This is a genomic window from Pseudomonas sp. CFBP 5748, from assembly GCF_053850495.1.
In genome coordinates, this window is the sequence record NZ_JBSPTN010000004.1 from 539499 (window position 1) to 563261 (window position 23763).

The window sequence follows — 23763 nt, forward strand, 5'->3', positions numbered from 1 at the left end:
CCGAACCGTCCGAGACGGATGTCAGACAAAAAAAGGAACTCAAATCAACCTTTTAGGAGTCAGACGTCTACAGGGAGGTTCTCGGTGGGTAATATCCCCTCAGAAACGACCATGCAACTTGCCCGATTTTTCTGACACTAACCATCATCATTCATTAAGGAGCGTAGGAAAATGGAATCTGCCACCGAGCACCAAGGCCGCATTCTGCTGGTAGACGATGAGTCCGCCATCCTGCGTACATTCCGTTACTGCCTGGAAGACGAAGGCTACACGGTCGCTACCGCCAACAGCGCCGCCCAGGCCGATACCCTGCTGCAGCGCCAGGTGTTCGACCTGTGCTTTCTCGACCTGCGCCTGGGCGAGGACAACGGGCTCGATGTCCTGGCGCAAATGCGTATCCAGGCGCCCTGGATGCGGGTGGTGATCGTCACCGCCCACTCGGCGGTCGACACCGCCGTCGACGCCATCCAGGCCGGCGCCGCCGATTATCTGGTCAAGCCGTGCAGCCCGGATCAATTGCGCCTGGCCACCGCCAAGCAATTGGAGGTGCGCCAGTTATCGGCAAGGCTCGAAGCCCTCGAAGGGGAGGTGCGCAAACCCAAGGATGGCCTCGACTCCCACAGCCCGGCGATGAAAGTCGTCCTGGAAACGGCTCGCCAGGTCGCCAGCACCGACGCCAACATCCTGATTCTCGGCGAGTCCGGCACCGGCAAGGGCGAGTTGGCCCGGGCGATCCACGGCTGGAGCAAGCGGGCGAAAAAATCCTGCGTCACCATCAATTGCCCATCGCTGACCGCTGAGTTGATGGAAAGCGAATTGTTCGGTCACAGCCGCGGCGCGTTTACCGGTGCCAGCGAGAGCACCCTGGGTCGCGTCAATCAGGCTGATGGCGGCACGCTGTTTCTCGACGAGATCGGCGATTTTCCCCTGACATTACAACCAAAGTTGCTGCGTTTCATTCAAGACAAGGAATATGAACGGGTAGGGGATCCGGTGACACGCCGCGCCGATGTACGGATTCTCGCGGCCACAAACCTCAATCTGGAAGACATGGTGCGTGACGGGCGTTTTCGCGAAGACCTGCTGTATCGCCTGAACGTCATTACCCTGCATCTGCCACCGCTGCGCGAGCGCACCGAAGACATCCTGACCCTGGCCGATCGTTTCCTGGCGCGTTTCGTCAAGGAGTACGCGCGCCCGGCCCGGGGTTTCAGCGACGAGGCTCGCGAAGCGCTGCTAGGCTATCGCTGGCCGGGCAATATCCGGGAGCTGCGGAACGTGGTCGAGCGGGCCAGCATTATCTGCCCACAGGAAAAAGTCGAAATCAGTCACCTGGGCATGGCCGAGCAACCGGTCAACAATGCGCCACGAATCGGCGCCGCGCTGAGCCTCGATGAACTGGAGAAGGCTCATATCGGCGCTGTGTTGGCCACGGCCGACACCCTTGACCAGGCGGCCAAGACCTTGGGTATCGATGCGTCCACGCTGTATCGCAAACGCAAGCAGTACAACCTGTGAGCGACACCTTATGAAACTGGCGATGAAGCTGCGCACCCGACTGTTTCTCAGCATCTCGGCCCTGATCACCGTGGCATTGCTGGGGTTGGTGCTGGGTCTGGTCAGCGTGATGCAAATGGCTGACACCCAGGAACAATCGGTACGCGACAACTTCATCCTGCTGGACCTGGGCCTCAAGCTGCGCCAGACGCTCGGCGACCAGTTGATGATCATGCTCGACGACAAACCCGATCTGGCTGCGCTGGAGGCATCCAAGCGGCAATATTTCGGTTTGCTTGAGGAGGGCATCGCCCATGAACAGGGGCTGGCCGGCTCGGTCGAGAACTTCACCAAGGCCAAAGCCGACTACATCAATTTTCTTGAAGCCTTCACCGCGTCTCGCCAGCAGCCGGCCCAAATCACCGGTATCCAGGACCTCACCGAAAAATTCAATGTGCTGCGCAGTGGCCTGATCGAGGGCTATCGGCAGGCGTTGAACAACATCAGTGAAACCCAAAACCGCGCCCGCGAACGCGCGTTGTTGATTTCCGGACTGCTGGGCCTGGTGGGATTGGCCGTATTGATCATCGGCTTCGTCACGGCCCACGGGATCGCCCGCCGCTTCGGGGCGCCGATCGAGGCACTGGCGGCAGCCGCAGATAACATCGGCCAGGGCAATTTCGAGGTGACGCTACCTGTTTCCTCCGCCGCTGAGCTGAACCTGCTGACACGTCGTTTCGGCGTCATGGCCCAGGCCCTGCGTGAGCATCAGGCTACCAATGTCGACGAATTGCTCGCCGGCCAGCAACGCTTGCAAGCCGTACTGGACAGCATCGACGACGGCCTGCTGATGATCGACCGCCAAGGTCACCTGGAACACCTCAACCCCGTGGCCCAGCGTCAATTGGGGTGGGATGAGGAGCGCCTGGGCCTGGGATTGGGCGAGGCGCTGGGACGCCTTGAACTGGATGAAGAACTGCAACTGGTCCTGCGCGGCGGAACCCAGGAGCGGGCGCCGGACGATTTGAACATCGAGGTGGATGGCGAGTCGCGGGTGCTGACTTACAGCCTCACGCCGGTCAGCCATACCCAGGGCCACATCCTCGGCGCCGTGATGGTGCTGCACGATGTCACCGAACAGCGCGCTTTTGAGCGGGTGCGCAGTGAATTCGTGTTGCGCGCTTCCCATGAGCTGCGCACCCCGGTCACCGGCATGCACATGGCATTCGGCCTGTTGCAGGAGCGTGTGCATTTCGCTGAAGAGTCCCGCGAGGCCGACCTGCTCAACACCGTCAATGAAGAAATGCAGCGGCTGATGCAGCTCATCAATGACCTGCTGAACTTCTCTCGCTACCAGAACGGTTTGCAAAAGCTGACCCTGGCCCCTTGTTCCATCGACGATCTACTCGAAGCGGCCCGGTTGCGGTTCGCCGCGCAAGCCGAGGCCAAGGGCATCGAATTGCTCGTGGCGATCCAAGGCCCGCTGCCACACCTGCATGCCGACGCTGCACAGTTGGATCGGGTACTGGATAACCTGATCGACAATGCCATGCGTCACACTGGCGACAACGGCCAGATCCGTCTGCAGGCCCGACGCCACGGCGAACGGGTGATCATCAGTGTCGAAGACAACGGTGAAGGCATTGCCTACAGCCAGCAGGGACGGATTTTCGAACCGTTTGTCCAGGTCGGGCGCAAGAAAGGCGGCGCGGGCCTCGGCTTGGCGTTGTGCAAGGAGATCGTCCAGCTCCACGGCGGGCGCATGGGCGTCTATTCAAGGCCGGGGCAGGGTACACAGTTCTACATGGCACTGGCGGTCTGAAGGGGCTCAGGCTTCGTCGTCCAGGCGTCGGCTGCGCAGGCGCCGGCCGCGGGTAATCAGTTCGATGAGCTGCACCGCACTGAGTGCATGGGCAAACAACCAGCCCTGCCCAAACTTCACCCCTTCGCTGCTCAAATAGGAGGCTTGGGCTTCGTGCTCGATGCCTTCGGCGATCACCTTGAGCTGCAGCGCGTGGGCCATGCGAATGATGTGCGGGGCCACGCCACTGCTGGCGGCATCGTGGCCCAAGGCGTCAATGAACGCCTTGTCGATTTTCAGGCAATCCACCGGCAGGGTTTGCAAATAAGCCAGGCTGCAATAACCGGTGCCGAAGTCGTCGATCAATACCTGGTGCCCGACGTCGCGCAGCGACTGCAGGTTATCCCGGGCGACCAATACATCGACCAGCCCACGCTCGGTCACTTCGAAGGCAATTTGCCGGGCTGACACCCGATGCAGCGCCAGCAGGCGGGCGATCACCTCGCCAATACGTGGCACCATCACATCGCACGCAGCGAGATTCACCGAGATGTACAGTTGCGGATTCGCCCGCAATAACTGACCCAATTGATCAAACAGCCGCTGCAGCACGAAATCGGTGATCTGACGGATCTGCCCGGTGTTCTCTGCCATCGGGATAAACAAATCCGGGCTGGTCAGGGTGCCGTCCGGTCGTCGCCAGCGCAGCAAGGCTTCGGCGCCGACGCAGTTGCGGCTGCTCAAGTCGAAAATCGGTTGGTACAGCACCTGCAACTCTCCACGCCGGATGGCGCCGTGCAATTCGGCGTCCATGGACTGACGCTGGCGCGCCAGCAGGAATACCTGAAACCCGATCCCCAAGCCCAGTGCCAGGCTGATGGGCAGCATCCACCAGGCATTGGCCGGAATCTGGAAACCGTTGCGCTGAGCGATCAGGACCAGTTGATATTCCGGGCTGTCGGTCGGCATCCGATAGATCAACCGGTTCTGCGTCACTTGCAAGGCATTGCGGCTTTTCGGTGGCCAGGGCTCGGCCGGCGGCCAGTACTGGTCGGTCCCCAGCACGGGAATGGCTCGCTCACCGCGATCCAGGACGACCAGCAAGCTGCTGCCCGGCGGTAAATCGACCACATCGGTCAAATGCCCGCGAGAAGTGGCCACCCGAAAGTTGCCACTCCCCAGCATCAATGCGGCACGATCTTCGTCGGGTTCTTTGGTGGTGTTGAGCCAGTAATTGTAGGTCGGCCCGCGGATGTCGGGCGGGCGGGTCACTGACAACCCGCTCTGGTGTGGACGATTGGAACAGACGCCGCTGCCGTCGATGTACACCGCTTCGTAGACGAAGCGGTAGTTGAAGCTCACCTGTCGCAACGTCGCGATCATGTCATCGTCGCATCCGCGCAACGGCTGGTTTCGCAGATCGTCGAGACTTTCGCGCAATTGTCCGAAGAGTTGCTCCAACCTTTGCAGAAAACGCTCGCCCTGGGCATTCATCTGATCGCTTTCACGCTGTTGGATCTGCTGCATCACCACAGCCAGACTCCCCGCCAGCAACAGCACCGTACTCAAGGCAGCCGCCATCATCGCCAGAAAAAGAGGGCGATGGAGCCAGCTCTGCAGGGTTTCGCGGGCAGCCGTCATCATGGGTAATCCGAAAGTTACCAATGAGTTATAGCTTCTGATTTGAATTTGGCCCTGATAGTCAGACGGGCGTCATTATTTTGTCTGGTTGAGGACCTGCAGAATCGCCGCGCTCTGCGCGTCCGGCGTACCGTCGAAACGGCTCGGCCGATAGTGCATCTGGAAAGCGGCCAGCACATGGTGGGTGGCCACATCCCATTCGCCGGTCTGGGGCGTCGGGTAGCCGAGGCGGGCCAGTTCGGTCTGGAACCAACTGGCGCTCGGCAACTGCGCAGCGAATATGGCCTGCTGGTGTGCCACAGCCTGTTCGTCGGGCCAGAAGCCAACGCCGGCTTCTGCCAACCGCTTCCAAGGGAACAAGGGCCCCGGGTCGAGCTTGCGCAAGGGGGCGATGTCGCTGTGGCCGATGATGTTGCGCGGGTTGATCGCGTTACGCTGGGTGATGTCCTTGAGCAACACAATCAAGGCTTGGACCTGAGCTTCGCTGTAGGGGTACCAGAGGCGCCCGTTGGGCGTATCGATGAAACCTGGATTGACGATTTCAATGCCGATGGAGCTGGAGTTGAGCCAGGTCCGTCCATCCCATTCGCTTTCCCCGGCGTGCCAGGCGCGCCGGTTTTCATCCACCAGCTTATAAATAGTGGCGCGTTCATCGTCGCCGATCAGGTAATGGGCACTGACTTCGCCATGGGTCAGCAGCGCCAGGGATCGCTCGAGGGACGCCGAGGTGTAATGCACCACCACGAATTGGATACGGTTGTCCTGATTGACTGAAGGGTGACGGGTATCGAGCCGGGGGCCGCTCGCGCAACCGGCCAGAACCAGCAAGGAGAGAATGAGCGAACAAAATTTCATGATGGAATACGTTACGCGCTGGCGAATAATGCAACAGTGTAACGTATCGCCTCGCGAATGATCTGGCTCACGCGGCAATATTAAACAAAATGGAACAATTGGCTTTCAGCCCAGCTCCACGCGGTTACGCCCGGCATTTTTTGCCCGGTAGAGCGCCTGATCGGCTCTCTTGAGCACCAGATCGCTGCGTTCTCCGGGTTTGAAGGCGGTCATGCCTATGGACATCGTGACCGTCACCGGCTCGCCCTTGAAATGGAACGGGCAGACTTCGATGGCGGCGCGCAAGGCCTCCGCCAACTGGGCGCCAGCCGCCAGGGGCGTATCGGGCACCAACAGGACAAACTCCTCCCCGCCGAAGCGGGCAATGAAGTCGCCACCTCGCAACCGTCTACGCAGGACCGAAGCGATGAGTTTCAACACCCGGTCACCGGCCAGGTGGCCGTAGTTATCGTTGATTCGCTTGAAATGATCGAGGTCGAGCATGGCCAGCAACAGGCTATTACCGTGCTGCTGCCACTGGACGACTTCATGTTCGAGGCGCTCGGACCAGGCGGCGCGGTTAGGCAACCCGGTGAGTGGATCGACCAGCGCTTTTTGTCGCTGTTCTTCGAGATTGTCGCGCACGACCTGGGCATCCTGCTCCATCAGCGCGACGCGTTCGGCCAGGCTTTTGAGGCGTTCCGAGACTTCCTGCTCACGTAGATCGCGCTGCTTCTGGTGCTGGTCCATGGTGCCGAGCAAGCCTTCGAGGTGGTTCTCCAGCACTTGCTTGAGGCTCTCCAGATCATCCGCTTGCTGGACACTGCTTTGCAGGCCATCAACCTGTTCGCGAATCTGCGTGTCCATGTCCCTGGAGGCCGACAGATTGTCGGCATGGTCTTCGCTAGCCGCCCGCAGGCTGTTCTGGAACGACTCAAGTCGATCATTGAGCCGCTGCAGGTAAGCTTCGAACTCATGCTGGCCGCTGTCGGTGATTGCCAGCATGAGTACCGCCAGATCATCGAGGATCGGCAGCAACTCGTACCAGTTCAAGCCATTTCGCAGCCGCTCACGCATGGCCTCGGCTTGGGGCCGATGACGCTCGGGCAGGGTCAGGTCGCCCAGCAGGCCCAGCAGGGTGTCTTCAATATGCCGGGCCACCGAGCTGTAGGACGGCTCCGGTGAGTCGGGCAGGGCGTAATGGGCATCAACCGTCGGATCGAGGGCGACCGGGGGCTCGTCGGATTCTGCAGCGGGGTTGGATGTCGTGGGCGGGGGCTGTGGCGGCTCCTGCGGCATCAGCTCGTCAGGATTCTCGAGCGTAGGGACCGGTACTGCGGGTTCATCGGGGGCCGATGCCGGCTCGGTTGTTTCGTCCGGCTCGCTGATCGGCTGAACAATTTCGGCAGCAGGTGTTGGAGCGGGCTCGTCCATTGGCGGAATGAAGGCGACCGGTTCAGGGGGCGTCTCCACGATTGGCACTTGCTCCACCACGGGGACTGGGGCTGGGGCTGGCGTTGGTGCCGGTGCCGGTGCCGGTGCTACGGATGCTGCCTCGGTTTCGGGTATTGCGGGCGTTGGCAGTGCCGGCTTTGGCATGAGCGCCACACCGCCCTGGGTAGCTTCGTGCGGCAGGGGCGCGGCATCTTCGTGGCCCTGGCCGCCAAACAGCCGCTGTAGCAGACCGGGCCGACTCGGTTCAGTGGGCGCTTCCAGCGCGCTCAGTGCCTTGCCTTGCAGGCCGCTCAATTCGCTGAGCAGCAGCGGCATCTCCCGGGCCTGGCCAACTCGGTCTTCCAACTGCTTGGAGAACTTTTTCAGTGGCCGGCTGACTTCCTTCGGCAGCGGCAGGGTCTGCAACTGTGCGACCAGGGTCGTCAACGCAGTGTTTATCTGCTCGACCCGAGTCTCGCGGCGCTGCTCGGAATCGAGTACGGCTTTTTCCAGGCGCGGCAACAGGGCGGCGAGGGCGGCATCCATGTCATTGGTGCGCACCACCTCGCGCATTTCTTTCATGCATTCATCAACTGCCCGATCAGTGCCCTCGGCGGCCAGGGAACTGCGCACCAGGCCACGACGCAGCAAGTCCAGCCGAGCATCCCAGCGGCGCTCGAGCTTTTCATGCTGTTCAATGCTCTTGAGGTACTTCTCTCTCCAGCGGTCGGCGTCGTCGCTCATTCATCGGATCCACAAGGGGCAGGACTCAGCGCGGGAAATGCGTCAGCCGTGAGCGAACCCGGCAAACGAATTTCAACCGCGACAGGCAGGTGATCGGAGATAGGCTGGGCCAGCACCTCGACGCGTTCGAGGGTCAGGGTCGGGCTCAGCAGAATATGGTCCAGGCAGCGCTGCGGGCGCCAGCTGGGGAAGGTCGCTTCCAGTTGTGGAGCGAGCAGACCGAGATCGCGCAGGGGCGACGTTTGCAGCAAATCGCTGGCATGGGTGTTCATGTCGCCCATCAGCACCTGATGCTTGTATCCGCCGATCAGCTCGCGGATATAGGCCAGCTGCATGGTCCGGGTACGAGCGCCGAGGGCCAGGTGCATCATCACCACGACCAAGGCCTCCGGACCTTCGCCAAAACGCGCCAGGATCGCGCCACGCCCCTTGGGGCCCGGCAGTGGATGGTCTTCGATCGCCCACGGTCGCAAACGACTCAACACGCCATTGCTGTGTTGACCGAGGCGACCGAGGTTACGGTTGAGTTGCTGGTACCAGTAGGGAAAAGCGCCCAGTTGGGCCAAGTGTTCCACCTGATTGACGTAGCCTGACCTCAGGCTCCCGCCGTCGGCTTCTTGCAGGGCCACCAGGTCGAAATCCTTCAACAGGTCGCCGATTTTCTGCAGGTTACCGGCGCGCCCGGTGTGCGGCAGCAAATGTTGCCAGCCGCGGGTCAGGTAATGCCGGTAGCGCTCGGTGCTGATACCCACTTGGATGTTGAAGCTGAGCAGCCGCAGACGGTTGTCGGCAGGCAGGCCCGTGGACGTGACATGATGCTCGTTGACCTGCGGTTCATGCAGACCAACGATGCGTTCGGTACTCCAGCGGGCCATGGGCGTGAGCCGCGCTTAGTTGGCGGCAGCCTTGGGGGCCGCTCGCTCTTTGGCGATCAGTTGGTCGGCCAGTTGCAGCGCTTGTTCGGCACCGCCGGCAGAGCCGATGTCAAAGCGGTATTTGCCGTTGACGATCATGGTTGGTACGCCAGTGATTTCGTACTTCTTCGCCAGCTCCCGGGCCTGTTTGATCTTACCCTGGATGGCAAAGGAGTCGAAGGTGGCGAGGAACTTGTCTTTATCGACGCCTTGGGTGGCGAGGAAGTCAGCCATGTCTTCTTTCTTGACCAGTTTTTTGCCTTCTTTCTGGATCGCGTTGAAAACGGCGGCGTGAACCTTGTGCTCGACGCCCATGGCTTCGAGGGTCAGGAACATTTGGCCGTGGGCGTCCCATGGGCCGCCGAACATCGCAGGAATGCGTACGAAGTTCACATCCTTAGGCAGTTTCTCGACCCATGGATTGATAACCGGCTCAAAAGCGTAGCAATGCGGGCAGCCATACCAGAACAGCTCCACCACTTCGATCTTGCCAGGCACCGCCACCGGAACGGGGTTGGCCAATTCGACGTAAGGGGCCTTCGATTCCTCGGCGTTGGCTTGGACGGCCACGCCGAATACGCTGGCGACGACGAGCGCGGCGCTGATGATCAGATTACGCATGCTTTACTCCTGGACAATGAGGGGACCTCGCGAGGTCTGTTTTTAAGACAGGCCGCGGCAGGTTCTAGTTCGTTAGTGTAACGGCAGCGGCCACAAAAAAGGGCGGCCAAAGCCACCCTTTTGATGCTCGCATCGAGAGATTAATCGAGCGTTAACGTTGCAAGAGGTGTGCACCCCTCGCAACGCCCGGCCAATGGCCTTAGTGCAGGCCCTGGATATAACTGGCCACTGCCGCGATCTCTTCATCGCTCAGTTTCTTGGCGATGCTTTGCATCGGCTTGGTATCGCCGTCGTTGGTCCGGCCGCTTTCTTCCTTGCGGAAATCGGTCAGTTGCTTGGCAACGTACTGGGCATGCTGGCCGCCCAGGTGCGGGAAGCCGGCTGCAGCGTTGCCTTTGCCGTCAGGCGAGTGGCAACCGGTGCAGGCTGGCAGCCCTTTGCTCAGGTCGCCACCACGAAACAGTGCTTCGCCCCGTGCCACGAGCTTCGGATCGGCGGCGCCGACGCTGCCCTTCTGGCTGGCGAAATAAGCCGCAATGTCCGCCAGGTCCTGATCGTTCAGATTGTTCAGCAGGCCGGTCATTTCCAGCACGACACGCTTGCCGTCCTTGATGTCCTTCAACTGCTTGGTCAGGTAACGCTCGCCCTGGCCAGCCAGTTTCGGAAAGTTTGGCGCCATGCTGTTGCCATCCGGGCCATGGCAGGCCCCGCATACGGCCGCTTTAGCCTGACCGGCAGCGGCATCGCCAGCGGCGTGGGCTACACCGGATATCCCCAAGGTCAACAGCAGACTCACGATCAGTTTGTTCATCAGCTAATCCAACTACGGCTAAGGGTTAAAGAGTTATGGACCGGGTTCACTCGCTCATCCACTGGATGATGGCTCGGTAATCCTCGGCACTGCAGTCCATGCACAAACCACGCGGCGGCATCGCCTTGAAACCCTGGGTCACGTGTTGCACCAGCGTCTCCATACCTTTCGCCAACCTCGGCGTCCAAGCTTCCTGATCGCCCTTGCGGGGCGCCATGGGGAGTTGGCCGGAATGACAGGCACCACAAACACGGTTGTACACAGCTTCCGGATCCTGTGTAGCCTGAGCGCTGTAAAGCGGCATCAAGACACCGGCAGCTAGCAGCCATTTCGTCATAAAACGACCTTTTCAGGGTTGAGAGCGAGCTGCGTTCTAGTGCGCAATTTCGGTCGGTCGCTCCCGTGAGCTTCATCCTACGCTGGGACAAAGCGCACACAAAATCTGCGGCATTATATACTGGCGTCACTGAAACGGAAACGACACAGCTTGCCGCGTCCATTCCCGACGCCGCTCACATCGGAAATCCCATGCAACTGAAGAACCCCATCCTTGGCCTGTGCCAACAGTCCACCTTCATGCTCAGCGCTGCCAAAGTCGATCAATGCCCCGACGACGAAGGCTTTGAAGTGGCCTTTGCCGGACGTTCCAATGCCGGCAAATCCAGCGCGCTGAACACCTTGACCCATGCAAGCCTGGCGCGCACCTCGAAAACCCCGGGTCGCACACAGCTCTTGAACTTCTTCAAGCTAGACGAAGAACGCCGTTTGGTCGACCTGCCCGGTTACGGCTACGCGAAAGTACCGATCCCGCTCAAACAACACTGGCAGCGCCATCTGGAAGCCTACCTGGGCAGCCGCGAGAGTTTGAAAGGCTTGATTCTGATGATGGACATCCGCCATCCGATGACCGACTTCGATCTGCTGATGCTCGACTGGGCTGTCGCCAGCGGCATGCCGATGCACATCCTGCTGACCAAGGCAGACAAGCTCACCTACGGCGCAGCCAAGAACACCCTGCTCAAAGTGCAGTCGGAAATTCGCAAAGGGTGGGGCGAGACGATCACGATCCAGTTGTTCTCGGCGCCTAAGCGCATGGGCCTGGAAGAGGCCTACACTGTATTGGCCGACTGGATGGAATTGGCAGACAAGGGCAGCGAAGAGGCGGAATAAGCCAAATCGCAGGCAAAAAAAACCCCGGACTTCGTATGGGGAGGGGGAAGTTCGGGGTCCAAGTTCCGGACCGCTAGGGCGGGGTCCAGATATCTGCCAACACTTAACACAACATAGGAGCATTGAAGGGCTTCACCAGCCTTTCAGAATCTCTGAGTAGCGATTCACCGGTTTAGTTCAGATTATTTTTGGAAATAGCCTTAGGCGTTTTCCGAACTAATGGCGCCGCGCCCGGAATTGCGGTGATGCACTGTGGCGAGGGAGCTTGCTCCCGCTGGCCTGCGAAGCAGGCCCCCAGCACTCTTCCAGGCAGACCCCATTGCCCGCCTTTGCGACTGCTGCGCAGCCGAGTGGGAGCAAGCTCCCTCGCCACAAAAGCCCTCGGGCTTGGGAGTCAGTGGGCCTCATCCCAGTTATTGCCCACACCCACTTCCACCAGCAGCGGCACATCCAGCGTGGCGGCGGCGCTCATGTGCTGGCGAATTTCCTCGCGCACCTGGTCGACCAGATCCTCGCGCACTTCCAGCACCAATTCGTCGTGTACCTGCAGGATGACTTTGGCATCCAACCCTGACGCGCTCAGCCAGCGGTCCACCGCCACCATGGCTTTCTTGATGATGTCGGCGGCGGTGCCTTGCATCGGCGCGTTGATCGCCGTGCGCTCGGCGCCTTTGCGCAGGGCCGGGTTTTTCGCGTTGATGTCCGGCAGGTACAACCGACGACCGAATATGGTTTCGACGAAGCCCTGCTCGGCTGCCTGGGCGCGGGTGCGCTCCATGTAGGCCAGCACACCCGGGTAGCGCGCGAAGTAACGGTCGATGTACGCCTGGGACTGCTTGCGATCGACGCCGATCTGCTTGGCCAGGCCAAAGGCGCTCATGCCATAGATCAAGCCGAAGTTGATCGCCTTGGCGCTGCGCCGCTGGTCGTGGGTGACGGCCTCCAGCTCAACGCCGAATACCTCGGCGGCCGTGGCCCGGTGCACGTCCAGATCATTGCGAAACGCATGGAGCAGACCTTCATCCTTGGCCAGGTGCGCCATGATCCGTAATTCGATTTGCGAGTAGTCCGCCGCCAACAGCTTGTAGCCTTTGGGCGCGACAAATGCCTGGCGAATCCGCCGGCCTTCGGCAGTGCGAATCGGAATGTTCTGCAGGTTCGGGTCGATGGACGACAGTCGCCCGGTCGCGGCGACGGCTTGCTGGTAATTGGTATGGACGCGGCCGGTGCGGCTGTTGATCTGCTCCGGCAGGCGATCGGTGTAGGTGCTCTTGAGCTTGCTCAGCGAGCGGTACTGCATCAGCACCTTGGGCAGGGGGTAATCCTGCTCCGCCAGTTCGGCGAGCACCGCTTCGGCGGTAGACGCCTGGCCCTTGGCGGTTTTGCTGAGCACTGGCAAGCCGAGCTTTTCATACAGGATCACGCCCAACTGCTTCGGCGAGCCCAGGTTGAATTCCTCGCCGGCGATGGCAAACGCTTCACGCTCCAGCGCCACCAGTTTCTCGCCCAACTCGACACTCTGCACGCCCAGCAGGTTGGCATCGACCAGCGCACCCTGGCGCTCGATGCGTGCCAGGACCGGCATCAGCGGCATTTCGATTTCGGTGAGCACTTTGCCCAGGCTTGGCGTGGCGGCCAGTTTTTCCTGCAAGGCCTGGTGCAGGCGCAAGGTCACGTCGGCATCTTCAGCGGCGTAAGGGCCGGCCAGTTCCAGGGATATCTGGTCAAAAGTCAGCTGTTTGACGCCTTTGCCGGCGATGTCCTGGAAATCGGTCTTGCTTTGGCCCAGGTACTTGAGCGCCAGGCTGTCCATGTCGTGACGGGTCGCCGTGGAGTCCAGTACGTAGGACTCGAGCATGGTGTCGAAGGCGATGCCTTGCACCAAAATGCCATTGTTCTGGTCACCGCCGATGGCGCAGTTGGCCAGGATGTTGGTTTCAAACTTGGCGTGCTGGCCGACCTTGAGCTTGTTCGGGTTTTCCAGCAACGGCTTGAGGGCCTTGAGCACCGTGTCGCGGTCCAGTTGCTCCGGCACGCCCATGTAGGAATGGGTCAGCGGGATGTAGGCGGCCTCAAACGGTGCAACGGCGAACGACAAGCCGACGAGCTGCGAATGTTGGGCATCGCCCCCGTTGGTTTCGGTGACGAAGGCAAACAGCGGCGCTTTATCGAGTTTGGCCAGCCAGGTATCGAAATGTGCCTGATCAAGGATGACCTCATATTTAGCCTCGGCGGCACCCGGCTGTTCGTCGCTGACTTCGACGATCTCCTGGCCGGAGCGCTTGGCGTCCCGCTGGTTGTCTTCGAACCAGCTCTTGAATTCCAGCAGGGTATACAGCTCGGCGAGTTTCTCGTGGTCCGGCTGGCCCATTTGCAGGTCGTCGAGGCCGACATCCAAAGGTACATCAGTCTTGATGGTCGCCAGCTCATAGGAAAGCAAAGCCATTTCCTTGTGCTCTTCGAGCTTGGCGGCCAGGGTCTTGGCGCCACGGATCGGCAATGTGGCGACGATGTCCAGTTGCGCGTACAGCTCGGTCAGGCCGCCATTGACGCCCACCAGCAGACCAGACGCGGTCTTCGGCCCGATGCCCGGAACGCCCGGGATGTTGTCGGACGAATCGCCCATCAACGCCAGATAATCGATGATCTGCTCGGGAGCGACGCCAAACTTCTCCTTCACGCCAGCCACGTCCAGGGCGCTACCGGTCATGGTATTGACCAAGGTAATGTGCCCGTCGACCAGTTGCGCCATGTCTTTGTCGCCGGTGGAGATCACCACCGGACGATCGGCCGCCGCGCTGCTGCGGGCCAGGGTGCCGATCACGTCATCGGCCTCGACGTTGTCCACGCACAGCAGTGGGAAGCCCAGGGCCTTGACGCTGGCATGCAGCGGCTCGATCTGCACGCGCATGTCGTCGGGCATGCTCGGGCGGTTGGCCTTGTATTCGGCGTACAGCGCATCGCGAAACGTCCCACCCTTGGCGTCGAACACCACGGCGAACGGACTGTCCGGATACTGCTTGCGCAGGCTCTTGAGCATGTTCAGCACGCCCTTGACCGCACCGGTCGGCAGGCCTTTGGAAGTGGTCAGCGGTGGCAGCGCGTGAAAGGCGCGGTACAGATAAGAAGAACCGTCCACCAGGACGAGGGGTGCTTGGCTCATGAGCAGGATCAACCTTTTCGGCGGGTCCGGGGCTAGAATAGCGGGACCGTTGACGACAAAGGGACAAGGTTATCATGCGCACACTCAATCGCCTGTTACTGGCTGGCTTGTTTGCAACCGTTCCATTGGCCGTCATGGCCGCGGAGGATGCCCCCACCGCAGAGCCTGAGGTCACGATTCGCACGGAAGGGGATAAGGTCATTCAGGAATACCGCCAAAATGGTTTCCTGTATGCGATCAAGGTCACACCGAAGGGCGCACCGCCGTATTTTCTGGTGCGCGCAGACGGGACCGATGCAAACTTCATCCGCTCGGACCAACCGGATATGCTGATTCCGTCCTGGAAAATCTTTGAGTGGAAGTAGTTTCCTAACTTTAATCGGCGCCGCTTCAATCGCGGCGCCCGAACTGAGCAGTTTTTAACCATGTCTGTGTTCACCCCCCTGGCTCGGCCCGAGCTGGAAACCTTTCTCGCCTCTTATGGGCTCGGCCGCCTGCTTGATTTCCAGGGGATCGCCGCTGGCAGCGAAAACACCAATTTTTTCATCAGCCTGGAGCAGGGCGAATTCGTCCTGACCCTGGTTGAGCGTGGCCCGGTGCAGGAAATGCCGTTCTTCATCGAACTGCTGGACGTGCTGCATGACGCCGACCTGCCGGTGCCTTACGCCTTGCGCACCACCGACGGCGTGGCGCTGCGGGAACTGGCGGGCAAACCGGCGCTGTTGCAACCGCGCCTGGCGGGCAAACACATCAAGCAGGCCAACGCGCAACATTGCGCCCAGGTCGGGGAGTTGCTGGCGCATCTGCACCTGGCAACCCGGGACAACATGATCAAGCGCAAGACCGATCGTGGCCTGGACTGGATGCAGGAGGAGGGCGCCAAGCTGCTGTCGCACCTCGACGCCGAGCCCCGCCGGCTACTTGAGGCCGCGCTGGATGAGATCGCCCGGCAGAAGGTCGGTATCCTGGCGCTGCCCCGGGCCAACATCCACGCGGATCTGTTCCGCGACAACGCGATGTTCGAAGGCACGCACCTGACCGGGTTGATCGACTTCTACAATGCCTGCTCCGGGCCGATGCTGTATGACGTCGCCATCGCCTTGAACGACTGGTGTTCGGACGACGACGGCGTGCTCGATGGCCCGCGGGCGCGGGCATTGCTGGGGGCTTATGCGGCGCTACGACCGTTCACCGCCGCCGAAGCCGAGTTATGGCCGACGATGCTGCGCGTGGCGTGCGTGCGCTTCTGGTTGTCGCGGTTGATCGCCGCCGAGTCTTTCGCCGGACAGGATGTGTTGATTCACGATCCGATGGAGTTCCAGCAGCGGTTGGCGCAGCGGCAGACGGTTCACGCGTTGTTGCCTTTCGCCCTGTAACAACAGGCATGCGCGGAGCTGAATGCTCTTGTGGCGAGGGAGCTTGCTCCCGCTGGGCTGCGCAGCAGACCTGAAATTTTGCGGTCGCTGCGCAACCGAGCGGGAGCAAGCTCCCTCGCCACGGGTTCTGCGTTTGGTCTGGCGTTACAGCGACTCCAGGCACCCCGCCAAATCATTCCCCAACTTTTCCAACAACTGCTCATACCCTTGCGCCGTCGCCGGGGTATAGCCGCCCAGTGCATCCAGCTCCGCCAACTTCACCGGCAACCCAGCCACCAGGGTCTCGGCCAGGCGCGGGCGCAGGGGCGGCTCGCTGAACACACAGGTCTTGCCCACCGCCTGCAAGCGCGTACGCATCGCCGCCACGTGCTGGGCACCGGGCTGGACTTCGGCGGCCACGGCGAACACTCCGGCGTGCTTGAGGCCGTAATTGTCCTCAAAATAATCGAACGCTTCGTGGAACACGAAGTACGGCTTGCCTGCGACGCTGGCCAGGCGCGCCTTCAGGCGTACGTCCAGAGCGTCGAGGCGCTGGTTGAAACCCTTGAGATTGCTTTGATAACGGGCGGCATTGGCCGGGTCGGCCGCGCTCAGGTCAGCCGTCATTTTGGCTGCGATCACTCGCGCATTGGTCGGTGACAGCCACAAGTGGGCATCGATCGAACCGGGGCGGTGGTCGTGATCATGCTCGTCGCCGTCGTGGTCATCCTCGGCGTGAGACTGGCTGTCCTGGGCGAAGTGGCGAAGCTTGAGCCCCGGCAAATCCTGTACGGCGACAGAAGGCAGCGTACGACCGTTCAGCACGCGCGGCAGAAAGCTTTCCATGTCCGGGCCGATCCAGTAGAGCAGATCCACCGATTGCACCTTCCGTACGTCGGATGGCCGCAAGGCGTAGTGATGCGGCGAAGCACCAGGCGGCAGCAACACTTCAGGAACCGCCACGCCGTCCTGCACCGCTGCGGCAATCAGCTGCAATGGCTTGATGCTGGTAAGGACTTTGACTTCGGCCTGGGCTGGGCCGATCAGTAGAAAACTTGCGACAAAAACGACAAAGAGCGAAAAAATTCGGGACACGATGACCACTCGAAGAGGCGAGAACGGGTAACATAATAACGTCTCTCACTGAACTCGTCGCTGCCCATGCCTATTACACCCCTTGCCAGTCGTCCCCACGATCACTCCCACTGTGTGCACAGCGCGCTGTCCGAGGCCGATGCCATCTGCGCGCGCCAGGGGTTGCGCCTGACCGCCTTGCGTCGACGCGTGCTCGAACTGGTCTGGCAAAGCCACAAGCCGCTGGGCGCCTACGACATCCTGGCCGTGCTCAGTGAACAGGACGGCCGCCGCGCCGCGCCGCCGACGGTCTATCGGGCGCTGGATTTTTTGCTGGAAAACGGCCTGGTGCACCGCATCTCGTCGCTGAACGCCTTCGTCGGCTGCAACCATCCGGAGCACGCCCACCAGGGGCAGTTCCTGATCTGCCGCGTATGCCATGCCGCCATTGAGCTGGAGCAGAAGTCCATCAGCGACGCCATCGTCGCCAGCGCCAAGGACGTGGGTTTCGTGGTCGACAGCCAGACCGTCGAAGTGGTCGGCCTGTGTTCCGGTTGCCAGGGGGCCTGATGAGCAACGCGTTGATCCGCCTCGAACAGGTGGCCGTGACGTTCGCCGGGCAGAGCGTGCTGGATAACATCCAGCTGAGCGTCGAGCCGGGGCAAATCGTCACCTTGATCGGCCCCAACGGCGCCGGCAAGACCACCCTGGTGCGCGCCGTGCTCGGTTTACTCAAGCCGGACAGCGGCAGCGTCTGGCGCAAGCCGAAGCTGCGGGTCGGCTACATGCCGCAAAAACTCCATGTAGACCCAACGCTGCCACTGTCGGTATTGCGTTTCCTGCGCCTGGTCCCCGGCGTGGATCGCGCACGGGCCTTGGCGGCGCTCAACGAAGTCGGCGCCGAACAGGTAATCGACAGCCCGGTGCAAAGTGTTTCCGGTGGCGAAATGCAGCGCGTGCTGCTGGCCCGCGCCCTGCTGCGCGAGCCCGAGCTGCTGGTGCTCGACGAGCCGGTGCAAGGCGTCGACGTCGCGGGGCAGGCCGAGCTGTACAGCCTGATCACTCGCCTGCGCGACCGTCACGGTTGCGGCGTTTTGATGGTGTCCCACGATCTGCACCTGGTGATGAGCACCACCGACCAAGTGGTCTGCCTCAACCGTCACGTTTGCTGTTCCGGGCATCCGGAGCAGGTCAGTGGCGATCCGGCCTTCGTCGAGCTGTTCGGAAAGAACGCACAAAGCCTGGCGATTTATCACCACCATCATGACCACGCCCATGACCTGCATGGCTCGGTGGTCAGCGACTCCTCTGTTTCTACCCATGTTCATGGAGATAGCTGCAAGCATGGCTGACTTTCTGTTGTACGCCCTGCTCGCAGGCCTGGCCCTCGCGCTGGTGGCCGGGCCCCTGGGCTCGTTCGTGGTCTGGCGGCGCATGGCCTATTTCGGCGACACCTTGTCCCACGCGGCGCTGCTCGGCGTGGCCTTGGGGTTTCTGCTGGACGTAAGCCCAGCGGTGGCGGTGACCGTGGGTTGCCTGTTGCTGGCTGTGCTGCTGGTGACGTTGCAGCAGCGCCAACCGCTGGCGTCCGACACGCTGCTGGGAATTCTCGCACCCAGTACCCTGTCCCTCGGGCTGGTGGTACTAAGCTTCATGCATGACGTGCGGATTGACCTGATGGCCTACCTGTTTGGTGATCTGTTGGCCATCAGCCCCACCGACCTGTCGTGGATCCTGGGTGGCAGCGCGGCGGTGCTGCTGTTACTGGTGGCGCTGTGGCGGCCTTTGCTGGCCGTGACCGTGCACGAGGAACTGGCGCGGGTCGAGGGCTTGCCCGTGGTGGGTTTGCGGTTGGCGCTGATGCTGCTGATTGCCGTGGTCATCGCCGTGGCGATGAAAATTGTCGGTGTGTTGCTGATTACTTCATTGCTGATCATTCCGGCGGCGGCGGCACAGCGCCACGCCCGCTCCCCGGAGCAAATGGCCCTGGGCGCGAGCCTGCTGGGCATGCTCGCGGTGTGCGGCGGGCTGGCGTTGTCGTGGTTCAAGGACACCCCGGCGGGACCGTCGATCGTGGTCAGTGCCGCCGGGCTGTTTCTGCTGAGTTTTGTCCTGCCTCGTCGAGGGGTGTAGACTTGCTCGCTTTTTGCGCAAATAGAGAGTCGCAGGAATGAAGCCGTTCGCCTCCCGTTATCTGCTCCTTGTTGCATTTTCTCTGCTACTGGGCGCATGCCAAAGTTCGCCGCCGGTCACCGAGGCCCCTGATACCCGGGGCCCGGCCATCGCGCAGCTTGAACAAAGCCTGGCCAGCAATGAGCTGGCCACCGCTGAAGATCAGTTGGCCGCCTTGCAGGCCCAAACCCCCGAAGATCCGTCGTTGGAGCCCTACCAACGGCAATTGGCCGAGGCGTACTTGCGCCGCAGCCAGATCGACCTGCAAAAAGGCGACGTAAACGCCGCCACCACCGCGCTGAGCCGCGCCAGAGCCTTGATGCCCAAGGCCCCGGCACTCTCCGGTGAGGTCAACAGCGCCATTGCCGAAGCCCGCAAGGCCGAACTGGAAAAAGCCGAGGCCGCCCTCCAGGCCGCCGAAGCCAAACCGGTCGCCAAAGTGATCGATCCCAGTGCCGAAAGCACCACGGTGTCGCTGAATATCAGTGATATCCAGAAAATGCGTCGGCAATTGGACGCCATCGCCGCCGATGTGGTGAATTTTCAATGTGACGTCAGCATCCAGGCGCCACGCACCGATGATTATCCGTGGCTGGCTACGCTGCTGACCAAGCGGGTTAAAAAACTCGATCCCGGGTTTGATCTGAAACTGCAAAAGCAGATCTTGCGCAGCGTGCCGGCGCAGATGGTGCTGACTCCTCGTAAGTCCTAACAGCATCGCGGCAAACCTTGTTCCCACAGGTTAATTCAATCCTCTGTGGGAGCGAGCTTGCTTTCGCATTGGATATTAGTTGTTCCTATTTGTGTTCTATACAAGAACCGTTGTTGGCGCTTGCTCGCGATTGCGATGTTATTTAATAGGCAGCGGCGCAAGGCCGGATAGCTTGGCGCAAGCAGGCCGGTCATGAGCATTGATGGGCTGCTAACGGCCAGAAGCAGTCACACACATGGCTGGCATGCCCCTTAGTACAGCCCGCTATATCTCGAGTCTATGGTTTTTAACTCAGGCTGCTTCTGGTCAAGAAATGCATTCGTGCAGTCGAAAACCTGCTTAAGTCTTGCACCTTGCACGGTCGGCCTGAGTTCTTCCGTCATAGCCCCAATCGGTTGCCGGGTTCTCATTCACAATGATATAAGTCGCCAGGTCGAGATCCGGCAACGTTCGACGAAGCAACGACATGGCGCTTGCCATGAAAGCCCCTTTCTCTTCTTCAGAGTTCGTCCCTGCGGTCACGCAGACTTCAAGATGTGCCGCTGTCCGCTGACCACTACCGCCAATAGTCCAGTGATGGCCCCCGGGCACATCTATCAGCACTGACGTGAGTTCCTGGCGTTTTCCAAGCTCGTCGGCGATCAGGTCAGTCAATTCATTGCATAGGCGACGGCCCTCGTCGGGGGAAAGATCGAGTGACAGCGTAAGTCTGGCAAAAGGCATTTTCGTTCTCCTCGCGGTGTTGAAGACCGAAGTTTATTTGAGAAAAACAAAAGTATACTTGCGACATTCTATGTATCAGGTTTGAGTTTTTCTCATGATTGCGGATATTCCTTCCCCTCTGCTTCGCACGTTCGTCGCGGTGGTCGATTGTGGCTCGCTGGCAGCGGCGGCTAGGCGCGTCGCGCGCAGCGAGTCGGCGCTAAGCCTTCAAATCGCCCGTCTTGAAAACATCATTCGCCAGCCGCTCTTCGACAGGGATGGCCGGGCACTGCGGCTTAACCATACTGGGGGGCTTTTGCTGGCGCATGCGCGCTCGATTCTGGGCCGAATAGACGCCGCGCGAGCAGAGCTCGCGCCGGACACGGTAGTGCCGGTTCGAATCGGTGTCGTTCAGGATTTCGTGGCAGGGGTATTGCGCCCGACTCTCGCCGACGTCCTCGCCGCCACTCCTGGAGCTGCTTTTTCAATTGTCATTGCGAGCACGGCAGAGCTGTTGCAGGCGATAGGCGAGGACCGGATCGACGCCGCACTGTGCGCTGGTGAGCCGTTCGGCGCAAACATCGTTACGCGCCTCCCCATGAAGTGGTTCGGCTACCCGGATCTACTACTCGGTGAAGTGGTTCCGCTGGTTGGGATCACTCTGCCCTGCCCGTTTCTTTTGGCCGCGCAGCGAGTGCTGGACGCCGCCGGACGCCCATGGCGCATGGCGCTCACCACCCCGAGCCTTGATGGTCTACGCGCTGCGGTCGAGGCAGGATTGGGCATTACCTGCCGCACTGAAGCAGGATTTGGCCTACCGGCGATGTCGAGAACATCGCTGCCGCAGCTGCCGGAAATCGCCTATTCCATCGTTGAGCGGCGCCAAGGGGATGCGGGCACCAATCTGGCCGTGAGCCGAATGACTGCCCACCTTGAATCAGTAGCGGCATTGCAACAGTGAATGCGATAACTGTAGAAGATAGCTTGTACTTAGAGGCAGCAATCGGCCCGTTTTCTGCCTCTCGCCAAGGGCTGAATCGGCCAGGAGCGGCCGGTTATCGACAGCTAATGGATGTTCGACGTCTGGCGGATCAAAAGCAGCTTAATCCGGGCGTCCGCTTCTAGCAAAACGTGTAAAAAAACATTGATAGGCTTGGGGTCAGCATCGCTGTTGGCTGGTTTGGTTATCGCACGACAAGGCATCGGCAAAGTGGCTCAGTCCGCCCTATCGACGGAGGGTACCCTTGAGGCGTCGATGAACAGTTCTCCAGGCTTTCCCAAGACGGGCCGCCGCGGAAGTGGATCGTTGCCCTGCAAGGAGCGAAGTACTTCTAACCCGATACGATCATTTGCGAACTGATCGAAGAATTCAAAGCCAGGCATGGGATTCGCTTCGAGCAGCCACCAAGTACCGGATGCATCCACCTTGAAGTCGAAGCCTGCGAATTCCAGTCCCACGCGGTGCATGTATTCGATCGCTCTGAACCTCTCCGCTACCGGAATGTCGATTGGCTGGACCTGGATGTTGCCGCCCTGCCGCTTGGCATACCGATAGTCGACTCGGTCAGACTCGATCTTCAGTGCCACGCAGGATGCGCCCACCATGTGGGCTCGCACGTCATGACCGCGAACATGTTGCTGGAACAGGGTCGGACAGCGATCCAACAAATCGAGCCGCGAGACTTCGGGGCCTCCCACTGCCACGGCTATGGTTCGGATGCCCGAACACCCCTTGTTGACCCAGTCAGCATTCGGTGCAACACGCGATCTGACGGCCTTGGCCTGGTTCGATACCAGCGTAGAAGGCACGCGAAAACCACAGGCTGCGAGCTCGGCGACATGACGTGCCTTCGATGCGTTGCCTATACCCGCCTCTGGCCGGTTCATCACGAGGCAGGCGGCCGGCAACATCTGCAGACCAGTTTCCAGCTCCCCGATGAACTGTGCTAGCAACTTGGAGCGGGCGGGATCGTTTGAGGGGCGGAAGAAGCCGCGGTAGAAAACGGCACCATGCCCAAAATGGAACACTTCTCCATCGACTTCGACACGGAAGCCGTCGCAGGCGTGCTTCAGCAGCAGCTTGTCGCAGTGCTCGACGCGATGTAGGTCCAGAATACGGCACGCCATTCCTGAGTCGAGCTGAAGTTTGACGAGGTGCGCGAACGTTCCCTCGCGCCCATAACCCACGAGAACAGGCAAGTCGCTACAGAAAGTCATCGAGCACCGTTTCAAAACTGAGTGAAGGCTCCGTCGGTAGTTCGGCGCTAGCTCGTGTAATGCGTAAGGGGCCCGGCGAAGGATCTATCCACACCCGCAGGAAGTCCAACCGATGGCCGCATAGGACTTCCTGTAACGCCAGCAGTGTGGCCGAATGGCGCTCTACTTCGTACAGCAGAGGAAGCTCGCTCGCCCACCGGCGGCGGGTCACCGTAACCTCCAGCCCCGGAGACGGTGCTATGGCGCAGCTTCCGGCATCCCCGGGCCATTCCAATCGTAATGAATCGCTGGCTGAACATAATCTCTGACACATGCGTGTCCAGAATGTATCGGAGCTGCGCAGGCCGAAGTTTTTCAACACCCACTCCCCATTCAGCACTTGTGCCGCCCGCGTATAGAGGGCGGCTTCAAGGGCGGCTCTCCACTCGCTATAGGCGAAGTCGCTCTGCGCAGTATCGACCTGCATAGACAGCTGCGGCATTCGCAGAAAAAACAGCCTGTCTTCGGGGCTCAACGGCTGTTCATGTAACAGCAACTCGCATGGCCCGCCAACTTCCAGATGGAGTTGCAGGAGGTTGCAATGCGGGATGTCCACGACGCTATATCGCCGCGATCGCAGTGCCACGACGAGCCAAGCATCTCTTGCCAGATCGGCACCAAGAATAAAGCAACGCATAGCTCCACCTCAGCTCAGGTCTAGTCCGTCTTTGCTGTCTTTCCCATCCTTGCCTTTGTCCGAAGAGTCCTTGCCATCCTTTCCGTCTTTCCCATCCTTGCCCTTGTCGGAGGAGTCCTTGCCATCCTTCCCATCCTTGCCTTTGTCTGAAGAGTCCTTACCGTCCTTTCCGTCTTTCCCATCCTTGCCCTTGTCGGAGGAGTCCTTGCCATCCTTCCCATCCTT

23 protein-coding genes are annotated in these 23763 nt (G+C 60.6%); 10 read left to right on the forward strand and 13 right to left on the reverse strand.

From position 1 onward, the window contains the following. Nucleotides 1-171 precede the first annotated feature (171 nt). Nucleotides 172-1518: a sigma-54-dependent response regulator transcription factor AlgB gene (gene algB / locus ACWNZ1_RS12495; RefSeq protein WP_135843000.1), complete on the forward strand. Its 1347-nt coding sequence runs from the start codon at nt 172-174 to the stop codon at nt 1516-1518. Between the two features lie 10 nt (nt 1519-1528). After that, nucleotides 1529-3319, forward strand: a complete 1791-nt coding sequence (locus tag ACWNZ1_RS12500; RefSeq protein ID WP_135842999.1) for an ATP-binding protein — start codon at nt 1529-1531, stop codon at nt 3317-3319. A 6-nt stretch (nt 3320-3325) separates the two neighbouring features. Here ACWNZ1_RS12500 and ACWNZ1_RS12505 read toward each other — a convergent pair whose 3' ends face one another. The 7 genes from ACWNZ1_RS12505 to ACWNZ1_RS12535 form a co-directional block, all read right to left on the reverse strand. Further along, nucleotides 3326-4939, reverse strand: coding sequence for an EAL domain-containing protein (locus tag ACWNZ1_RS12505; RefSeq protein ID WP_280944977.1), 1614 nt, complete (start codon nt 4937-4939; stop codon nt 3326-3328). A 75-nt stretch (nt 4940-5014) separates the two neighbouring features. After that, complete coding sequence (locus ACWNZ1_RS12510; RefSeq protein ID WP_280944575.1) at nt 5015-5794, reverse strand: N-acetylmuramoyl-L-alanine amidase; 780 nt, start codon at nt 5792-5794, stop codon at nt 5015-5017. A 105-nt stretch (nt 5795-5899) separates the two neighbouring features. Next, nucleotides 5900-7951, reverse strand: a complete 2052-nt coding sequence (locus ACWNZ1_RS12515; RefSeq protein ID WP_456027653.1) for a diguanylate cyclase — start codon at nt 7949-7951, stop codon at nt 5900-5902. Continuing rightward, on the reverse strand, nt 7948-8826 hold the full coding sequence (locus ACWNZ1_RS12520) for an endonuclease/exonuclease/phosphatase family protein (protein WP_135842996.1): 879 nt from the start codon (nt 8824-8826) through the stop codon (nt 7948-7950). The genes ACWNZ1_RS12515 and ACWNZ1_RS12520 overlap by 4 nt, the downstream gene beginning before the upstream one ends. 15 nt (nt 8827-8841) lie before the next feature. Then, complete coding sequence (locus ACWNZ1_RS12525; protein ID WP_135842995.1) at nt 8842-9486, reverse strand: thiol:disulfide interchange protein DsbA/DsbL; 645 nt, start codon at nt 9484-9486, stop codon at nt 8842-8844. 199 nt (nt 9487-9685) lie between these two features. Continuing rightward, a complete protein-coding gene (locus ACWNZ1_RS12530) occupies nt 9686-10297 on the reverse strand; it encodes a c-type cytochrome (RefSeq protein ID WP_135842994.1) in 612 nt (203 codons plus the stop codon). A 46-nt stretch (nt 10298-10343) separates the two neighbouring features. Next, nucleotides 10344-10634 carry a c-type cytochrome gene (locus ACWNZ1_RS12535; RefSeq protein ID WP_003196231.1) on the reverse strand — a complete coding sequence of 97 codons (291 nt, stop codon included), beginning with the start codon at nt 10632-10634 and terminating at the stop codon, nt 10344-10346. Between the two features lie 191 nt (nt 10635-10825). Here ACWNZ1_RS12535 and yihA point away from each other — a divergent pair, with 191 nt between their 5' ends. Next, a complete protein-coding gene (yihA, locus tag ACWNZ1_RS12540; RefSeq protein WP_135842993.1) occupies nt 10826-11467 on the forward strand; it encodes a ribosome biogenesis GTP-binding protein YihA/YsxC in 642 nt (213 codons plus the stop codon). A gap of 394 nt (nt 11468-11861) precedes the next feature. On the opposite strand, the gene polA is transcribed toward yihA, so the two are convergent. Then, nucleotides 11862-14630 carry a DNA polymerase I gene (polA, locus tag ACWNZ1_RS12545; RefSeq protein WP_135842992.1) on the reverse strand — a complete coding sequence of 923 codons (2769 nt, stop codon included), beginning with the start codon at nt 14628-14630 and terminating at the stop codon, nt 11862-11864. 74 nt (nt 14631-14704) lie between these two features. On the opposite strand from polA, the gene ACWNZ1_RS12550 reads away from it, so the two are divergent. Both ACWNZ1_RS12550 and ACWNZ1_RS12555 read left to right on the forward strand, forming a co-directional pair. Then, a complete protein-coding gene (locus ACWNZ1_RS12550) occupies nt 14705-14995 on the forward strand; it encodes a DUF2782 domain-containing protein (protein ID WP_135842991.1) in 291 nt (96 codons plus the stop codon). Nucleotides 14996-15055: 60 nt separating this feature from the next. Further along, nucleotides 15056-16006: a homoserine kinase gene (locus ACWNZ1_RS12555; protein ID WP_135842990.1), complete on the forward strand. Its 951-nt coding sequence runs from the start codon at nt 15056-15058 to the stop codon at nt 16004-16006. A 144-nt stretch (nt 16007-16150) separates the two neighbouring features. Here ACWNZ1_RS12555 and znuA read toward each other — a convergent pair whose 3' ends face one another. Continuing rightward, nucleotides 16151-17080: a zinc ABC transporter substrate-binding protein ZnuA gene (gene znuA, locus ACWNZ1_RS12560; RefSeq protein ID WP_456027654.1), complete on the reverse strand. Its 930-nt coding sequence runs from the start codon at nt 17078-17080 to the stop codon at nt 16151-16153. Nucleotides 17081-17146: 66 nt separating this feature from the next. On the opposite strand from znuA, the gene zur reads away from it, so the two are divergent. Genes zur through ACWNZ1_RS12580 form a run of 4 tightly spaced genes read left to right on the forward strand, consistent with a single transcriptional unit; the run spans nt 17147 to nt 19943 of the window. Further along, on the forward strand, nt 17147-17629 hold the full coding sequence (zur, locus tag ACWNZ1_RS12565; protein WP_135842988.1) for a zinc uptake transcriptional repressor Zur: 483 nt from the start codon (nt 17147-17149) through the stop codon (nt 17627-17629). Next, entirely contained in the window at nt 17629-18411 is a 783-nt protein-coding gene (gene znuC, locus ACWNZ1_RS12570) for a zinc ABC transporter ATP-binding protein ZnuC (protein WP_135842987.1), read from the forward strand. The genes zur and znuC overlap by 1 nt, the downstream gene beginning before the upstream one ends. After that, nucleotides 18404-19192: a zinc ABC transporter permease subunit ZnuB gene (gene znuB / locus ACWNZ1_RS12575; RefSeq protein WP_135842986.1), complete on the forward strand. Its 789-nt coding sequence runs from the start codon at nt 18404-18406 to the stop codon at nt 19190-19192. The genes znuC and znuB overlap by 8 nt, the downstream gene beginning before the upstream one ends. Before the next feature lie 37 nt (nt 19193-19229). Then, complete coding sequence (locus ACWNZ1_RS12580) at nt 19230-19943, forward strand: PA5502 family lipoprotein (RefSeq protein ID WP_456027655.1); 714 nt, start codon at nt 19230-19232, stop codon at nt 19941-19943. A gap of 339 nt (nt 19944-20282) precedes the next feature. Here ACWNZ1_RS12580 and ACWNZ1_RS12585 read toward each other — a convergent pair whose 3' ends face one another. After that, entirely contained in the window at nt 20283-20666 is a 384-nt protein-coding gene (locus tag ACWNZ1_RS12585) for a tautomerase family protein (protein ID WP_456027656.1), read from the reverse strand. A gap of 94 nt (nt 20667-20760) precedes the next feature. Here ACWNZ1_RS12585 and ACWNZ1_RS12590 point away from each other — a divergent pair, with 94 nt between their 5' ends. Then, complete coding sequence (locus ACWNZ1_RS12590; RefSeq protein WP_456027657.1) at nt 20761-21606, forward strand: LysR family transcriptional regulator; 846 nt, start codon at nt 20761-20763, stop codon at nt 21604-21606. 254 nt (nt 21607-21860) lie between these two features. On the opposite strand, the gene ACWNZ1_RS12595 is transcribed toward ACWNZ1_RS12590, so the two are convergent. The 3 genes from ACWNZ1_RS12595 to ACWNZ1_RS12605 form a co-directional block, all read right to left on the reverse strand. Then, complete coding sequence (locus ACWNZ1_RS12595; RefSeq protein ID WP_456027658.1) at nt 21861-22862, reverse strand: hypothetical protein; 1002 nt, start codon at nt 22860-22862, stop codon at nt 21861-21863. Continuing rightward, a complete protein-coding gene (locus ACWNZ1_RS12600) occupies nt 22849-23538 on the reverse strand; it encodes a hypothetical protein (protein ID WP_456027659.1) in 690 nt (229 codons plus the stop codon). Before ACWNZ1_RS12600 ends, ACWNZ1_RS12595 begins: the two co-directional genes overlap by 14 nt. A gap of 9 nt (nt 23539-23547) precedes the next feature. Next, the coding region (locus ACWNZ1_RS12605; protein ID WP_456027660.1) for a hypothetical protein at nt 23548-23763 on the reverse strand (216 nt) is incomplete at its 5' end.

What these genes read in the sequence shown, in the direction of transcription:
- ACWNZ1_RS12520 (WP_135842996.1), bottom strand. Translation starts at nt 8,826, where the DNA reads ATGGCCCGCTGGAGTACCGAACGCATCGTTGGTCTGCATGAACCGCAG.
- ACWNZ1_RS12500 (WP_135842999.1), top strand. Translation starts at nt 1,529, where the DNA reads ATGAAACTGGCGATGAAGCTGCGCACCCGACTGTTTCTCAGCATCTCG.
- algB (WP_135843000.1), top strand. Translation starts at nt 172, where the DNA reads ATGGAATCTGCCACCGAGCACCAAGGCCGCATTCTGCTGGTAGACGAT.
- ACWNZ1_RS12600 (WP_456027659.1), bottom strand. Translation starts at nt 23,538, where the DNA reads ATGCGTTGCTTTATTCTTGGTGCCGATCTGGCAAGAGATGCTTGGCTC.
- ACWNZ1_RS12530 (WP_135842994.1), bottom strand. Translation starts at nt 10,297, where the DNA reads ATGAACAAACTGATCGTGAGTCTGCTGTTGACCTTGGGGATATCCGGT.
- znuB (WP_135842986.1), top strand. Translation starts at nt 18,404, where the DNA reads ATGGCTGACTTTCTGTTGTACGCCCTGCTCGCAGGCCTGGCCCTCGCG.
- ACWNZ1_RS12515 (WP_456027653.1), bottom strand. Translation starts at nt 7,951, where the DNA reads ATGAGCGACGACGCCGACCGCTGGAGAGAGAAGTACCTCAAGAGCATT.
- polA (WP_135842992.1), bottom strand. Translation starts at nt 14,630, where the DNA reads ATGAGCCAAGCACCCCTCGTCCTGGTGGACGGTTCTTCTTATCTGTAC.
- zur (WP_135842988.1), top strand. Translation starts at nt 17,147, where the DNA reads ATGCCTATTACACCCCTTGCCAGTCGTCCCCACGATCACTCCCACTGT.
- znuC (WP_135842987.1), top strand. Translation starts at nt 17,629, where the DNA reads ATGAGCAACGCGTTGATCCGCCTCGAACAGGTGGCCGTGACGTTCGCC.
- yihA (WP_135842993.1), top strand. Translation starts at nt 10,826, where the DNA reads ATGCAACTGAAGAACCCCATCCTTGGCCTGTGCCAACAGTCCACCTTC.
- ACWNZ1_RS12585 (WP_456027656.1), bottom strand. Translation starts at nt 20,666, where the DNA reads ATGCCTTTTGCCAGACTTACGCTGTCACTCGATCTTTCCCCCGACGAG.
- ACWNZ1_RS12505 (WP_280944977.1), bottom strand. Translation starts at nt 4,939, where the DNA reads ATGACGGCTGCCCGCGAAACCCTGCAGAGCTGGCTCCATCGCCCTCTT.
- ACWNZ1_RS12580 (WP_456027655.1), top strand. Translation starts at nt 19,230, where the DNA reads ATGAAGCCGTTCGCCTCCCGTTATCTGCTCCTTGTTGCATTTTCTCTG.
- ACWNZ1_RS12510 (WP_280944575.1), bottom strand. Translation starts at nt 5,794, where the DNA reads ATGAAATTTTGTTCGCTCATTCTCTCCTTGCTGGTTCTGGCCGGTTGC.
- ACWNZ1_RS12550 (WP_135842991.1), top strand. Translation starts at nt 14,705, where the DNA reads ATGCGCACACTCAATCGCCTGTTACTGGCTGGCTTGTTTGCAACCGTT.
- ACWNZ1_RS12525 (WP_135842995.1), bottom strand. Translation starts at nt 9,486, where the DNA reads ATGCGTAATCTGATCATCAGCGCCGCGCTCGTCGTCGCCAGCGTATTC.
- ACWNZ1_RS12535 (WP_003196231.1), bottom strand. Translation starts at nt 10,634, where the DNA reads ATGACGAAATGGCTGCTAGCTGCCGGTGTCTTGATGCCGCTTTACAGC.
- ACWNZ1_RS12595 (WP_456027658.1), bottom strand. Translation starts at nt 22,862, where the DNA reads ATGACTTTCTGTAGCGACTTGCCTGTTCTCGTGGGTTATGGGCGCGAG.
- ACWNZ1_RS12590 (WP_456027657.1), top strand. Translation starts at nt 20,761, where the DNA reads ATGATTGCGGATATTCCTTCCCCTCTGCTTCGCACGTTCGTCGCGGTG.
- ACWNZ1_RS12555 (WP_135842990.1), top strand. Translation starts at nt 15,056, where the DNA reads ATGTCTGTGTTCACCCCCCTGGCTCGGCCCGAGCTGGAAACCTTTCTC.